The sequence below is a fragment of the Nonomuraea sp. NPDC005730 genome (assembly GCF_040630865.1).
In the GTDB taxonomy this organism is placed as follows: domain Bacteria; phylum Actinomycetota; class Actinomycetes; order Streptosporangiales; family Streptosporangiaceae; genus Nonomuraea.
The window spans coordinates 183,993-197,998 of the sequence record NZ_JBEXYK010000008.1 but is presented as its reverse complement, the minus strand read 5'-3'; the positions used below and the strand labels follow the sequence as shown (position 1 = coordinate 197,998).

The window sequence follows — 14,006 nt, the reverse complement described above, 5'->3', positions numbered from 1 at the left end:
CAGCCGTCCCCCCTTGTGAAAGCGGAGTCACCGTCATGGCCATGCCCCTGCGCAACGTCACCGACCACGCCCAGCTCGCCCCCGCCCCCGAACGTCCCCGCCGCGTCCTGATCTCGACCGACACCTATCCCCCCGACGTGAACGGCGCCGCCTACTTCACCCACCGCCTGGCCACCGGCCTGGCCGCGCGCGGCAACGAGGTGCACGTGGTGTGCCAGTCGGAGGCCGGCCCGGCCAGCGCCGACGTGGTGGACGGCGTGGTCGTCCACCGGCTGCGCTCGGCCCCGCTGCTGGTGCACCCGACCATGCGGGTCACCGTGCCGACCAGGCTCGACCGGCTGGTCGCCGACATCGACCCGGACGTGCTGCACACCCAGGGCCACTTCGTGGTCGGCCGGGCCGCCATCGCCGCCGCCCGGCGCCGCGGCGTGCCGGTCGTGGCCACCAACCACTTCATGCCCGACAACCTCTTCCAGTTCGGGCACGTCCCCGAGACGCTGCGGGCCAGGGCAGGCCGGCTGGCCTGGCGCGACTTCAGCCGGATCTTCAAGCGCGCCGACCACATCACCACGCCGACCCCGCTGGCCGCCAAGCTCCTGTCCGACCAGGGCTTCTCCCGTGACGTCGAGGCCGTCTCGTGCGGCATCGACCTGGGCAGGTTCCACCCGCACGCCGAGCCCAAGTCGTGGGCGCGCCGGCGGTTCGCGCTGCCCGACCGGCCGACCGCCCTGTTCGTGGGCCGCCTGGACGAGGAGAAGCACCTCGACGAGCTGATCCGCGCGCTGCCCCTCGTGCTCAACGAGACCGACGCGCAGGTGGCGTTCGTGGGCCGCGGCAACCAGCGGATGGAGCTGGAGAAGCTGGCCAAGCGCATCGGGGTGGGCGACCGGGTGTTCTTCGTCGGGTTCGTGCCCGACGAGAGCATGCCGCAGGCGTTCGCCGCCGCCGACGTGTTCGCCATGCCGGGCGTCGCCGAGCTGCAGAGCATCGCCACGCTGGAGGCCATGGCGTCCGGCCTGCCCGTCGTGGCCGCCGACGCGATGGCCCTGCCGCACCTGGTGGACGGCAACGGCTACCTCTACCAGCCGGGCGACGTGGTCGCGCTGGCCAGGCACCTGACCGCCGTCCTGACCGACGACGACCTGCGCGCCCGCCTGGGCAACGCGAGCCGGGCGCTGGCGCTCACCCACGACGACCAGGTGTCGCTCGCCCGCTTCGAGCAGATCTACGACGAGGTGGCCCGATGACCTGGCGTGCCGTGCTGGCTCCCGTGGCCGGCGCCGTGACCGCGGTGGCCGCCCTCGGCTACGCGCAGGTGACCCTGCCCGAGCAGCCGCTGATCAGCGACTACGCGCTCGTCCCCGGCGGCATGCTGCCGGTGCTGGCCGGGACGCTCGCGCTGGCCGCCGCCTGTCTGTCGCTGGCGTACGGGCTGGCCGCCCGGGAGCCGGGGCGGACCGCCGCCGCCCGCGTGCTGCTGCTGGCGGGGGCGGCCGGGCTGATGCTCAGCGCCATCTTCCCCACCGATCCCGGCATGTCGGACCTCAGCACTCTCGGCGGGGAGATCCACCGCTGGTCGGCGGCCGTGGTCTTCACCGCGCTGCCGGTCGCCGGCTGGACCCTGGCCAGGGGGCGGGCGGCGGCCGCGCGCTGGAGCGCGGTCAAGGCCCTGAGCGTGACCTCCGGGCTGGCGCTGGTCGCGTACCTGGCGGCCCACCCGGCCGCCGTCACCTCCTCGCTGATCGGCGGTGAGGCCTACTACGGGCTGCTCGAACGGGGGCTGGTGCTGGCCGAGATCGTGCTCGTCGTCGCCATGGCGCTGGCCTGCGCGCCGGGCCGCGCCGCCGTACGGACCGAGGGCACGCGGGCCACCGGGGCGCCCGTGCAGCCCGAGAGCCCGCAGCGGCTGGCGGCGTGACCGTCGGCTTGACCGGTGGCGCGGCCATACTTCGTCCGCCGTCGAACGGTCGGCGGCCTAGCGTGGACCCATGCTCATCACCCACCACGCCGAAGCCCTGGCGGTGCTGTCCGACAGCCGGTACGTGCCGCCGCCCGTCCCGCAGGACGGCGAGCCGGGGACGCTCGCCTGGCTGCGGGCCCACGTGTCGCGCTTCAGCACCGGCGAGACGCACGCCGAACGCCGCCGGCTGGTCGTCGAGCGCCTGTCCGCCCTGGACCCGGCCGCGCTGCGGACGGCCGCCAGGGCCGCGACGCGGGACCGCGACGGCGACTGGCGGGGCGTCCCGACGGCCGTGCTGGGGGCCGCGCTCGGCGTGCCGGACACCTCGGCCGTGCCCGCGGCCGCGAGCGGCTACCTGTCGGGCGAGGGAGGCCCGCAGGCCGACGCCGCCGTCGCCGAGCTGCTCGGCCTGACCGACCTGCCGGCCGTCACCCTGCTGCTCCAGGGCCACGCCGCCACCGAGGCGCTCATCGAGAACGCGCTCACCCACGCCGCGCCGGGCGACGACCCCGAGGCGGTGCTGCGCGAGACGCTCAGGCAGGACCCGCCGCTGAGGACCGGCCGCAGGCTCGACACCCGCACCGGCGAGGAGGTCACGATCGACCTGGTCGCGGCCAACCGCGATCCCGAGGTGTTCGCCGACCCCGACCGCTTCGACGCCTCCCGGGGCCCGGTCCCCCACCTGACGTTCGGGGACGGCCTGCGCCCGTGCCCCGCTCCCGCCCACGCCCTCGCGCTGGCCGCCGGCGTGCTCGACGCGCTCCTCGAAGGGACCCGCCGATGAACTTCCACGACCTGCACAAGCCGGGCGACCCGCTGCTGCTGCCCAACGCGTGGGACTACGGCTCGGCCGCGATCCTGGCCGCGCACGGCTTCCCCGCGATCGGCACTACCAGCCTCGGCGTGTCCGCCGTGCACGGCAAGCCGGACGCCGCCGGCGCGACCAGGGCCGAGACGATCGAGCTCGCCGAGACGGTCAAGGACCTGGGCGTGCTGGTCACGGTGGACATCGAGGGCGGCTTCAGCGACGACCCGCAGGAGGTGTCGGACCTGGTCGCGAGCCTGGCCGCGCTCGGGGTGGCGGGGGTCAACCTGGAGGACGGCCGTCCCGACGGCACGCTGCGCCCGGTCGAGCTGCACCGGCGGATCATCGAGGCCGCCAAGGGCCACGGCGTGTTCGTCAACGCCCGCACCGACACCCACTGGCTGGGCACCGGCGACTGGCGCGAACGGGTGGACGCCTACGAGCACGCCGACGGCATCTTCGTCCCCGGGCTCTCGGATCCGGCGGAGATCGCCGAGGTCGTCGCGCGGACGCGGCTGCCGCTCAACGTGCTCTACCAGCCGGGCGGGCCCACGCTCGACCGGCTGGCCGAGGCGGGGGTGGCGCGGGTGAGCACCGGCTCGCTGCTCTACCGGGCCGCGCTCCAGGGCGCGCTGGCCGCCGTGCTGGGCGCGCAGGGCAAGGAGGCCCCGGCGCTGCCGACGTACGGAGAAATCGCCGCGCTCCTCCCGCAGACCCGATAATCGGGGCATGCGCTTCGAGATCCTCGGCCCCACCAGCGTGCTGGACGAGGACGGCGCGCCGGTGGCGCTCGGCGGGCCGCGGGTGCGCGCCCTGCTCACCCTGCTGGCCCTGAACGCCGGCCGCGTCGTCGGCGCCGGCCGGATCGTGGACGACCTCTACGGCCCCCACCCGCCGGACGGCGTGGCCAACGCGCTGCAGTCCCAGGTGTCCAGGCTGCGCCGGGCGCTCGGCCGGGACCTGGTCGAGTTCCACCCGGCGGGCTACCGGCTGGTCGCCGACCCGCACGACGTGGACGCGCGCCGCTTCGAGCTCCTGGCCCTGGACGGGCGGCGGGCGCTGGCCGCCGGGGACGCCGGGCGGGCGGCGGCGCTGCTGGGCGAGGCGCTGGAGTTGTGGCGGGGCGCGCCGCTCGCCGACGCGCCGCACGCGGTGTCCGCCGCGGCCGGGCTGGAGGAGCTGCGGCTGGCGGCCGTCGAGGACCGTCTCCAGGCCGACCTGGAGCTCGGACGGCACCGCGACCTGGTCGCCGAGCTGCGCCGGCTCACCGCCGCCCATCCGCTGCGCGAGCGCCTGCGCGCCCAGCTCATGCGCGCCCTGTACGGCAGCGGCCGGCAGGCCGAGGCGCTGGCCGTCTACGACGAGGCGCGGCGGCTGCTCGACCGGGAGCTGGGCATCGAGCCGGGCGCCGAGCTGGCCGCCGTGCACCTCGCCGTCCTGCGCGCCGACCCGTCCCTCACTCCGTCGATCACCGTGCCGATCACCGTGCCGATCACCGTGCCGAGTCCCGTGCCGAGTCCCGCGCCGAGTCCCGCGCCGAACCCCCCGCCGACTTCGACGCCAACCTCGACGCCGGCCTCCGCACCGACCTCGGCGCCGATCCCGCCGCCGGTTCCCCCGTCCCTTCCCGAGCCAGGGGGGCCCGCCGTGTCGCCGGGCGGGGGGTTGAAGCAGGGGTTGCGGGCGCAGCTCACCAGTTTCGTGGGCCGGGCGGAGGAGCTGGCGCAGGTGGGCGCGCGGCTGCGGGACAGCAGGCTCGTCACGCTGATCGGCCCCGGCGGCGCGGGCAAGACCAGGCTGGCGCAGGAGGCGGCCGCCCAGGAGCCGGGCGACGTGTGCTTCGTGCCCCTCGCCCACGTCGCCGGCGCCGCCGGGGTGCCCGGCGCGGTGCTGGTCGCGCTCGACATCCGCGACGCCCTGCTGCCCGCGCCCCAGCGCGTCGCGGTCGGCCCCGTCACCCGGCTGCTCACCGCGCTGGCCGAGCGCGACCTGCTGCTCGTCCTGGACAACTGCGAGCATCTGGTCGGCGCCGTGGCCGAGCTCGCCGACACGCTGCTGGCCTCCTGCCCCGGGCTGCGGGTGCTGACGACCAGCCGCGAGGCGCTGGGCATCACCGGGGAGTCGATCCTGCCGGTGTCCCCGCTGCGCCTGCCGCCGCCGGAGCCGGACGACCCGCTGGAGTACGCCGCCGTCCGGCTGTTCGCCGACCGGGCCGCCGCCGTGCGTCCGGGGTTCGCCGTGGACGCCGGCCACGCCGCGCACGTGGTGCGCATCTGCCGGGCGCTGGACGGGCTGCCGCTGGCCATCGAGCTGGCCGCGGCCCGCCTCCGTACGCTGTCGGTCGCCGACGTGGCGGCCCGCCTGGACGACCGGTTCCGGCTGCTGACCCGCGGCAGCCGTACGGCGCTGCCCCGGCACCAGACGCTGCGCGCGGTCGTCGCGTGGAGCTGGGACCTGCTGGACGACGCCGAGCAGCGCCTGGCCGCCCGCCTGAGCGTGTTCGTCGGCGGCGCCACGCCCGAGGCGGCCGAGCGGGTGTGCGGGCTGCCGGAGGAGGTGCTGTTCTCGCTGGCGGAGAAGTCGCTGGTGGAGTACGTCGGCGGCCGGTACCGCATGCTCGACACGATCCGGGCGTTCTGCGCCGAACGCCTGGCCGAGTCCGGCGAGACCGCCGCGATCAGGGACGCGCACACCGCCTACTACCTCGACCTGGTCCTGACCGCCGACCCGCTGCTGCGGACCGCCGACCAGCTCACCTGGCTGGCCCGCCTCGACGAGGAGAGCGACGACCTCGAAGCCGCCGTGCGCTGGACGACCGCGTCCGGGCGGCCGGAGACCGGCCTGCGGCTGCTGGCGCACAGCTCCTGCTACTGGTGGATGCGCGGCCACCGCGGCCTCATCGCCGGCCTGGCCGCCGCGCTGCTGGCCAGGATCGGCGACGCCCGCCCCGCCGGCATGGAGGAGGAGTACGTCATGTGCCTGCTCGTCACCGCGTGGACGGGCGTGGCCGACGACGTCGTGCGCGAGCGGCTGGCCGAGGTGCGCGAGCTGCTGCCGATCACCCACCTGCCGGAGCGGGTGGAGTTCCTGATGATGATGCGGTCGATGTTCACCGGGCCGCCGGGCGACGTCGAGGAGATCTACCACGAGCTGCAGGCCCACACCGAGGGGCTGCCGCCCTGGCAGCGGGCGTTGTCGTACAGCGGCGCGGGGTTCGTGCTGCAGATCCTGGGGCGGATCGAGGAGTCGCTGGCCGCCTTCCGGCACGCCCTGGCCGCCTTCCGGGCCATCGGCGAGCGCTGGGGGGCGGTGCTGGTGCTGTCGGGCCTCGGCGAGCTGGCCTCCCGCGAGGGGGACTACGCGGCCTCGTACGCGCTGTCGGACGAGGCGCTGACGCTGGCCCGCGAGCTCGGCGCGCGGGCGGAGATGGCCGAGGCCCTGTGCCGGCGCGGCGACGCGCTGCTCGGCATGGGCGAGCCGCTGGGCGGGCGGGCCGACTTCGAGGAGGCGGCCGAGCTGGCCCGTCGCGTGGGTTCCATGGACATGCTGGCCTGGGCGCACCTCGGGATGGCCGAGGTGGCGCTGATCGGCGGCGAGCGCGACGCCGCGCTGTCCCTGCTGGCCCAGGCCCGCGCGGAGTGCCCCGACGACTGGTTCAGCACCGAGGACATCCGCAACCGCATCGACGAGGCCCTCGGCCGGGCGGTCAGCGAACGGTAGGCGGGCCGTCAGCCGCCCCCGCCACCGTGGACGGCATGACGCGAAAATGGGCCTGTCTGGCCATCGCCTGCCTGGCGACGCTGCTGCTCTCGGTCGATCTCACCGTGCTGCACCTGGCGCTCCCCCGGCTGGTCGCCGACCTCGGTGCGAGCTCGACGCAACTGCTCTGGATCGGCGACATCTACGGCTTCGCCCTGGCCGGCCTCCTCGTCACCATGGGCAACCTCGGCGACCGCGTGGGCCGCAAGCGGCTGCTGCTGATCGGCGTGGCCGGCTTCGGCGCGGCCTCGATGGTGACCGCCTACGCCCCGAACCCCGAGCTGCTGATCGCGGCCAGGACGCTGCTGGGCGTGGCGGGCGCGATGATCATGCCGTCCACGCTCTCGATCGTCAGGAACGTCTTCGCCGACCCGCGCGAGCGGACCGCGGCCATCGGGCTCTGGAGCGGGATGAGCGCGGCCGGGTTCGCGATGGGGCCGGTCGTCGGGGGCGTGCTGCTGGACCACTTCTGGTGGGGGTCGGTGTTCCTGCTCAACGTGCCGATCATGGTGCTGGTGCTGGTCTGCGGCTTCCTGCTGCTGCCGGAGTCGCGCAACCCCGCCGCCGGACGGATCGACGGGCTCAGCGTGGCACTGTCGTTCGCCGGTGTCGTGACGGCCGTCTACGCGGTCAAGGAGGCCGCCCACCAGGGCCTGGCGCACGCCGACGTGCTGGGGGCGGCCGTGGCCGGCGCGGTGTGCCTGGTGCTGTTCGTCCGGCGGCAGAGGACGCTGACCACGCCGCTGATCGACGTCCGGCTGTTCCGGCGGCGGGCGTTCAGCGCGTCCGTGGGCACGAACCTGCTGGCGATCTTCGCGTTGTCGGCCATGAGCCTGCTGTTCGCCTGGTACCTGCAGCTCGTCCTGGGCTGGTCACCGCTGCAGGCCGGGCTGGCGCAGATCCCCGGCGGCCTGAGCGGCGCGGTGGGCGGGGTGCTCGCGGCCCGGCTGATCGGCCGGCTCGGCAGGAACGGCGTGGTCGCGCTCGGCCTGGCACTGAACGCCGGCGCGTTCGTCCGGTACGGCATGCTCGGCACCGAGGTGGACTATCTCACCCTGCTGCCCGTGATGATGATCGGCGGGCTGGGAGTCGGGCTCACGTTCACCGTGAACAACGACAACATCCTGGCCACGGCCCCCAAGGAGCGGGCGGGGGCGGCGGCCGCGGTGTCGGAGACGGCGTTCGAGCTGGGCGGGGCGCTGGGCATCGCGGTCCTGGGCACCGTGCTCAACAGCGTCTACCGCGCGAACCTGCTGGTGCCCGCCGGGGTGCCCGGCGAGGCGGCGCGGGAGTCGATCGCCGGGGCCACCGCCACGGCCGCGGCCCTGCCCCCGCAGGCCGCCGGAGAGCTGATGCGCGCGGCGCGCACGGCCTTCGTGGCCGGGATGCAGGTGACGACGCTGGTCACGGCGGTGTTGCTGGCCGTGGTCGCGGTGCTCGCGCTGACCGGGCTGCGCGGTGTGCCGAAGGTCATCCAGGAAGAGTCGCCGGTCCCTCACTGAGCGCGGGGACGTCCGCCGCGGGCCCGCCGGGAAGCGGGCGCAGGCTGCTCATCCTGGCCAGCACGAGCAGCGCGGCCACCCCGGTGGCCACCGGGGCGACCACGAACGCCAGGGAGGCGCCGAAGTGGTCCACGAGCTGCCCGGCGACCGACGACCCGGCCGCGATGCCGAGGGCGATGCCGCCGTTCAGCCAGGTGAACGCCTCGGTCCGGACCTCCGCCGCGACCAGGCCCTCGACCAGGGTGTAGCCGGTGATCACCACGGGGGCGATCACCAGGCCGGCCAGGGCGGCGGCGACGTACATGTGGGGGACGGCTCCGGCGAGCGTGAACGCGCTGGTCGCGACCGCGAGCAGGGCCAGCCCGGCGGCCAGCCGGACGCGGGCGGACGACCGCCAGCGGACCGCGCCGTACAGCAGGCCGCCGAGCATGCTGGCGCCGGAGAAGACGCCGTAGACGGGTCCGGCGGCGGCGGGCGCGTGCAGGGCGGTGGTGAGCGAGGTGACGCCGACCTGGAGGCTGCCGAAGACCGACCCCATCGCCAGGAAGGCGGCGGCCAGCAGCGCCACGCCGCGCCGCCGCAGCACGCCCTTGGAGGCGGCGATCCTGACCGGCACCGGCTCGGGCGCGCCCGTCCGGACGGCGGCGAAGACCACCGTGCCCACCAGGATCAGCACGAGCCCGCCGAGCAGCGCGACCACCGGCGAGTACGCCGTGGACAGACCCACCAGCAGCACCGGGGCCAGCGTGAACGTCAGCTCGTCGGTGATCGACTCGACCGCGAACGCCGTGTTCAGCCTGCCGGTGCCGCCGAGCCGGTGCGCCCAGCGGGCCCGGACCATCGAGCCGACCTGCGGTCCGGACGCGCCGACGAGGGCGGCCATGGCGACCAGCGGCGCGAGGTGGGCGTGCGCGGCGGCCAGGGCCAGCAGGCCGCCCATGGCCAGCGCGTGCAGGGCCACCTGCGGGAGCAGCACGCGGGCCTGGCCGTACCGGTCGGCCAGGCGGCCCGTCTGGGGGCCGATGAGGGCCTGGAAGACGGCGGCGGCTGCGGCGGTGATCCCGGCCGCGCCGTAGGAGCCGGTGGACCACTGGACCAGCAGCAGGATGCCCATCTGGGTCATCGCGAACGGCACGCGGGCCAGCAGCGCGGGCACGAGGAACCGCCAGGCTCCGGGGGTGGCCAGCACGTCGAGGTAGGACCTCAAGGGTCTCCGTCCAGATCAAGACGGAGCCCTCCCCCGGGGGAGCACACCGTCGGAGGTGGGCTTCGACCGGGGTAGATACCGGCGGGTGCCGGCCGCCGAGCGGTCAATCAGTTCACTTCAGTCAAACGCGACGAGAGCCGATCCTATTGCAGGAAACGGGCGACTTAATTCATTTATCGTTGACTTCAACGACGTTGAGATTTACCGTCGGAAGTCTGGAGGCAGTGACATGGATGCGATCCTGAAATTTCCCGACATCGACGGCTCGATGCTCGCGCTGGTGGGCGGCAAGGCGGCCAACCTCGGCGTCCTCACCAGGGCGGGGCTGCCCGTCCCGCCGGGTTTCTGCGTCACGACGGAGGCGTACCGCGCGATCACCGCGGGCCTCGGCGACGTGACGGACGCGGCCGTCGCCCGCAAGCACATCCTCGACGCGACGATCCCCGCCGGCCTCGCGCGGGCCGTGACGGAAGCCCTGGCCGAGACCCTGTCGGGCGGCCCGGTGGCGGTGCGCTCGTCGGCCACCGCCGAGGACCTCCCGTACGCCAGCTTCGCCGGCCAGCAGGACACCTACCTCAACGTGGCCGGACCGGAGGCGGTGCTCGACGCGGTACGCCGCTGCTGGGCCTCGCTCTGGACCGATCGCGCGGTCGCCTACCGCGAGTCCAACGGCATCGACCACCGGGCGGTCAGCCTGGCCGTGGTCGTCCAGCGCATGGTGGACGCCCGGACGGCCGGGGTGCTGTTCACCGCCGACCCCGTCACCGGACGCCGCCGGCGGGCGGTCGTCGACGCCGCTCCCGGCCTCGGCGAGTCCGTGGTGTCGGGCGCGGTCAACCCCGACCATTTCCTCATCGACCCGGACAGCGGGCGCGTCCTGGAGCGGCGGATCGGCGACAAACGCCTGGCCGTGCGCCCTCTGCCGGACGGCGGCGTCGTCCACGAGGCGGCCGACGCCTCCACCGAGCCGTGCCTGACCGACGGCGAGCTGCGCGAGCTGGCCGCGCTCGGCACCCGGGTCGAGGAGCTCTACGGCGTGCCGCAGGACCTCGAATGGGCCTTCGACCAGGCGGGCACGCTCTGGCTGACCCAGGCCAGGCCCATCACCACGCTGTTCCCGCTGCCCGCCGGGCACCGGGGCGAGGGGTTGCGCGCCTACTTCTGCTTCAGCGTCGCCCAGGGCGTCCTGCGGCCGTTCACGCCGATGGGGATGGCGGCGGCGCGGGCCGTGTCCGCCGGGGTGTCCGGCCTGTTCGGCTTCCCCGTGGCCGCGCCGCTGGCCGGCGCGCCGGCCTTCGCCGAGGCGGGCGGGCGGCTGTTCGTCGACGTCACGGGCGTGCTGCGGAGCAGGGTGGGCCGGGCGATCGTGCCGCGCGTGTTCGACGTCATGGAGGCCAGGTCGGCGCGGTTGCTGCGCGGCCTGTTCGACGACCCGCGCCTCGGCGTCACCCGGCACTCGGTCTGGCCGTTCGTCCGCCGGCTGGGCGCGATCACGGTGCGCCATCGTCTGCCGGTCACGTTCGTCCGGGCGCTGGCCGATCCGGCGGGCGCGGAGCGGCGGGCGCGCCGGCAGGCCGACGCCCACCTCGCCAGGCTCGCCCCGCCGCCCGGCGCGAGCCTGACGGAACGCGTGGACCACGTGGCCAGGACGCTGATCGGCCAGGTCGTGCCGATAGCGCCGCGGGTCTTCCCGGTGGCCGCCGCCGCGCTGCCCATGCTGCTGCTGGCCGCGCGGCTGCTGAAGGGCAGGGCCGCCCCGGGCGAGCTGCAGACCGTCCTGCGCGGCGCGCCCAGGAACGTGACCACCGAGATGGACCTGGCGTTGTGGGCGCTGGCCCGGCGGCTGCGCGAGGACCCGGACGTGGCCGCCCGGTTCCTGGCCGAGCCGCCCGAGCTCCTGGCCCGCGAGCCCCTGCCCGCCCCCGTACGCGCCTTCCTCGACGAGTACGGCCACCGCGCGGTCGCCGAGATCGACCTCGGCCTCCCCCGCTGGTCGGAGGACCCCACGCACGTCATCGGCATGCTCGCCAACTACCTGCGCCTGGAGGATCCGGCCATGGCCCCCGACGTGCTGTTCGCGAAGGGCGCGGCCGAGGCCGAGGCGATGGTCGAGGAGCTGGCCGGGCGGGTGGGCGGCCTGCGCGGCCGGGTGGTGCGCTTCGCGCTCGGCCGGGCCAGGGAGCTGGTCGGGGTGCGGGAGCTGCCGAAGTTCCTCATCGTGCGGATCTTCGCGGCGCTGCGCGCCCAGTTGCTCGACGTGGGCCGCGAGCTGGCCGGCCGGGGGCTGCTCGACGCGCCCGGCGACGTGTTCTTCCTGACCCTGGCGGAGGCCAAGTCCGGCCGGGACCTGCGCGGGCGGGTCGCCGTCCGGCGCGAGCGCCACGAGCGGGAGCTGCGCCGCCGGCACGTGCCGCGGCTGTTGTTGTCGGACGGCACCGAGCCCGAGGCCGTCGCCTCCGGGCAGCCGGCCGAGGGCGCGCTGACCGGCTCGCCCGCCTCGCCCGGCCAGGTGACCGGCGTGGCCAGGGTGGTGCTCGATCCCGTGGGCGCGCGCCTGGAGCCCGGCGAGATCCTGGTCTGCCCGTCCACCGACCCCGGCTGGACGCCGCTGTTCCTGACCGCGGGCGGGCTGGTCATGGAGATGGGCGGGTCGAACTCGCACGGTGCGGTGGTGGCCCGCGAGTACGGCATCCCGGCCGTCGTCGGCGTCCCGCACGCCGTCGAACGCCTCCGTACGGGCCAGACCGTCACCGTGGACGGCACCGCGGGCACGGTCGTCTGAGACGGCCGGGCCCTCCGGTGCGGCCGGGACGGTCACCGTCAGGCGCCCGGGTTCCGCGGGCAGGCCCGGATCATCGTCGGTGACAGCTCGTCGAGGCGGGAGCCGATCATCCTGGCCACCCCCTCGATGGTCTCGATGCCCGCCCCCTCCCCCGGCTGCTCGTCGGTCTGCACCGCCAGCAGCAGGTCGCGCCCCGGCCCGACGACGCGGCCGTAGCTGGTCACCGCCCAGGTGTTGTGGATGAACGGGCGCGGCGTCCAGCCGTTCTTCAACGCCACCCGGTCCACCGGGCGGGCGGCCGCGCTGACACCCCACGACTGGTCCTTGACCACGCGTCCCATCAGGCCGAGCACGAGGTCGCGGTCACGGTCGGACAGGCCCTCGCCGCCCTTGACCAGCACCTGGAGCAGGCGGATGCGGTCGGCGGGGCTGGTGTTGGTGCCGCCCCAGAAGACGCCGGGCCCGGGGACGGTCTCGGTCAGGCCCATACGCCGGTAGAACTCGCCCATCGCGCCGCCGACCCGGCCCCACAACGCGTCGGCGGCGCCGTTGTCGCTCTCGGTGATCATGCGCTCGGCCAGGTCGCGTTCCTCCTCGCCCAGCCCGCCGCGGCCGAGCACGAGCGCCGTCAGGATGTCCACCTTGACGCCGCTGGCGGTGATCATGTCGTGCTGGTGCTCGCCGTGGCCCAGGGTGATGCCGCTGTCGAGCTCCAGCATGCTGTAGGCGACCCGGCCCGGGCGTCTGGACAGGTACTGCTCGATGTCGTGCGCAAGCCGGTCGCGGGCCGCCCTCCCAGCCCTCTTGTCCGGAAATTTCAGGACGCATCGGCCGACCTTCACCGGCGCCTTCCGCACGCCCGGCACCTCGGGCAGCCGTCCGGCCGCACACCCGGTCGCGAGCCCCCAGACCACTGCGACAGCCAGCCATCTCCACCACACCCGCAAAACCCCCGTGATCGTCACGTCTCGGGGGTTTTGATCACCTTCTGCCCAGTGGCGGCAACGGTCACACCCTGCCCGTCAAGGCAGGAGCACCACCTTTCCGACAGTTCGCCGTCCGGCCAGGTCGGCCACGGCCCGGCCCGCCTCCGCCAGCGGGTACTCACCGCCCACCAGCGGCCTCAGCCGGCCGGCCGCGGTCAGCGCGAGCAGCTCGCCCAGCGGGGGCCCGACCATCTCCCGCCGCCTCCGCAGCGGACGCAGCCAGAACCCGAGGACGGCGAGGTTGCCCGCGGTGAGCCGCCCGACCTCGACCGGCCTGGCCTGCTCGCCCGACGACGACCCGTAGCTCACCAGCCGCCCGAAGGGGGCGAGCACGGTCAGCGCCGCGTCGAAGACCCCGCCGCCCACGGCGTCGAGCACGACGTCCACCGGCCGGTCGCCGTTGGCCTCGATGACACGCTCGGCGTACCCGTCGGCCGCGCCGTCCACGGCGGCGTCCGCGCCGAGGTCGAGGGCGAGCGAGCGTTTGTCCTCGCTGGAGGCGGTGGCGATCACGCGTCCGGCGCCGAACACCTTGGCGAGCTGCACGGCCAGGCTGCCGACGCCGCCCGCGCCGGAGTGGACGACCACGCTCTCGCGCTCCCTGAGCCGCGCCGACGAGCGCAGCAGGTGCCAGGCGGTGAGCCCCTGGACGAGCAGCGCCAGCGCCTCGCCGGCCCGCAGCGAACCGGGCACGACCACGACGTCGCCCTCGTCCAGGACGGCCCTGGAGGCGTAGCCGTTGGCGGTGAAGCCCATCACCCGCCGCCCCCTGGGGTCGAGCCCGACGACCTCGCTGCCGGGGATGTGCGGCAGGCGGTCGGGAGCGGAGTAGTGGCCGGAGATCTGCCGCACGTCGGCGAAGTTCAGCCCCGCGGCCTCGACGTCGACCAGCACCTGGCCCGGCCCCACCACCGGGTCGGGCACCTCGGCCTCTTCGAGCACCTCCGGGCCGCCGAAGCGGGTGAACTGGATGGCACGCATGAATCCCCCCATTCCGCGCGATAC

Annotated in this window: 10 protein-coding genes; 7 read left to right on the top strand and 3 right to left on the bottom strand. The window is 75.1% G+C overall.

Features of this window, described 5'->3' with window-relative positions; all coding sequences use genetic code 11:
• The first annotated feature begins 41 nt into the window (after positions 1-41).
• From ABZ444_RS14065 to ABZ444_RS14040, 6 genes are all read left to right on the top strand, one after another.
• Complete coding sequence (locus tag ABZ444_RS14065; RefSeq protein ID WP_357995533.1) at positions 42-1,247, top strand: glycosyltransferase; 1,206 nt, start codon at positions 42-44, stop codon at positions 1,245-1,247.
• Positions 1,244-1,918 carry a DUF998 domain-containing protein gene (locus tag ABZ444_RS14060; protein ID WP_357995530.1) on the top strand — a complete coding sequence of 225 codons (675 nt, stop codon included), beginning with the start codon at positions 1,244-1,246 and terminating at the stop codon, positions 1,916-1,918. The genes ABZ444_RS14065 and ABZ444_RS14060 overlap by 4 nt, the downstream gene beginning before the upstream one ends.
• Positions 1,919-1,988: 70 nt before the next feature.
• A complete protein-coding gene (locus ABZ444_RS14055; RefSeq protein ID WP_357995527.1) occupies positions 1,989-2,744 on the top strand; it encodes a cytochrome P450 in 756 nt (251 codons plus the stop codon).
• Positions 2,741-3,487 carry an isocitrate lyase/phosphoenolpyruvate mutase family protein gene (locus ABZ444_RS14050; RefSeq protein WP_357995525.1) on the top strand — a complete coding sequence of 249 codons (747 nt, stop codon included), beginning with the start codon at positions 2,741-2,743 and terminating at the stop codon, positions 3,485-3,487. Before ABZ444_RS14055 ends, ABZ444_RS14050 begins: the two co-directional genes overlap by 4 nt.
• Before the next feature lie 7 nt (positions 3,488-3,494).
• The gene (locus ABZ444_RS14045; RefSeq protein ID WP_357995522.1) at positions 3,495-6,485 is read left to right on the top strand and encodes a BTAD domain-containing putative transcriptional regulator; all 2,991 of its coding nucleotides are present in this window, start codon (positions 3,495-3,497) and stop codon (positions 6,483-6,485) included.
• 35 nt (positions 6,486-6,520) lie between these two features.
• Positions 6,521-8,026, top strand: a complete 1,506-nt coding sequence (locus ABZ444_RS14040; protein WP_357995520.1) for an MFS transporter — start codon at positions 6,521-6,523, stop codon at positions 8,024-8,026.
• On the opposite strand, the gene ABZ444_RS14035 is transcribed toward ABZ444_RS14040, so the two are convergent.
• The gene (locus ABZ444_RS14035; RefSeq protein ID WP_357995518.1) at positions 7,995-9,233 is read right to left on the bottom strand and encodes an MFS transporter; all 1,239 of its coding nucleotides are present in this window, start codon (positions 9,231-9,233) and stop codon (positions 7,995-7,997) included. The two genes, ABZ444_RS14040 and ABZ444_RS14035, sit on opposite strands and share 32 nt — an antisense overlap.
• A 229-nt stretch (positions 9,234-9,462) precedes the next feature.
• On the opposite strand from ABZ444_RS14035, the gene ABZ444_RS14030 reads away from it, so the two are divergent.
• On the top strand, positions 9,463-12,015 hold the full coding sequence (locus ABZ444_RS14030) for a PEP/pyruvate-binding domain-containing protein (protein ID WP_357995516.1): 2,553 nt from the start codon (positions 9,463-9,465) through the stop codon (positions 12,013-12,015).
• 38 nt (positions 12,016-12,053) lie between these two features.
• On the opposite strand, the gene ABZ444_RS14025 is transcribed toward ABZ444_RS14030, so the two are convergent.
• Entirely contained in the window at positions 12,054-12,872 is an 819-nt protein-coding gene (locus ABZ444_RS14025) for a serine hydrolase (protein WP_357995514.1), read from the bottom strand.
• A 165-nt stretch (positions 12,873-13,037) separates the two neighbouring features.
• Positions 13,038-13,982, bottom strand: a complete 945-nt coding sequence (locus ABZ444_RS14020) for a zinc-binding dehydrogenase (protein WP_357995512.1) — start codon at positions 13,980-13,982, stop codon at positions 13,038-13,040.
• Positions 13,983-14,006: the final 24 nt, after the last annotated feature.

What these genes read in the sequence shown, in the direction of transcription:
- ABZ444_RS14045 (WP_357995522.1), top strand. Translation starts at nt 3,495, where the DNA reads ATGCGCTTCGAGATCCTCGGCCCCACCAGCGTGCTGGACGAGGACGGC.
- ABZ444_RS14050 (WP_357995525.1), top strand. Translation starts at nt 2,741, where the DNA reads ATGAACTTCCACGACCTGCACAAGCCGGGCGACCCGCTGCTGCTGCCC.
- ABZ444_RS14055 (WP_357995527.1), top strand. Translation starts at nt 1,989, where the DNA reads ATGCTCATCACCCACCACGCCGAAGCCCTGGCGGTGCTGTCCGACAGC.
- ABZ444_RS14030 (WP_357995516.1), top strand. Translation starts at nt 9,463, where the DNA reads ATGGATGCGATCCTGAAATTTCCCGACATCGACGGCTCGATGCTCGCG.
- ABZ444_RS14060 (WP_357995530.1), top strand. Translation starts at nt 1,244, where the DNA reads ATGACCTGGCGTGCCGTGCTGGCTCCCGTGGCCGGCGCCGTGACCGCG.
- ABZ444_RS14020 (WP_357995512.1), bottom strand. Translation starts at nt 13,982, where the DNA reads ATGCGTGCCATCCAGTTCACCCGCTTCGGCGGCCCGGAGGTGCTCGAA.
- ABZ444_RS14040 (WP_357995520.1), top strand. Translation starts at nt 6,521, where the DNA reads ATGACGCGAAAATGGGCCTGTCTGGCCATCGCCTGCCTGGCGACGCTG.
- ABZ444_RS14065 (WP_357995533.1), top strand. Translation starts at nt 42, where the DNA reads ATGCCCCTGCGCAACGTCACCGACCACGCCCAGCTCGCCCCCGCCCCC.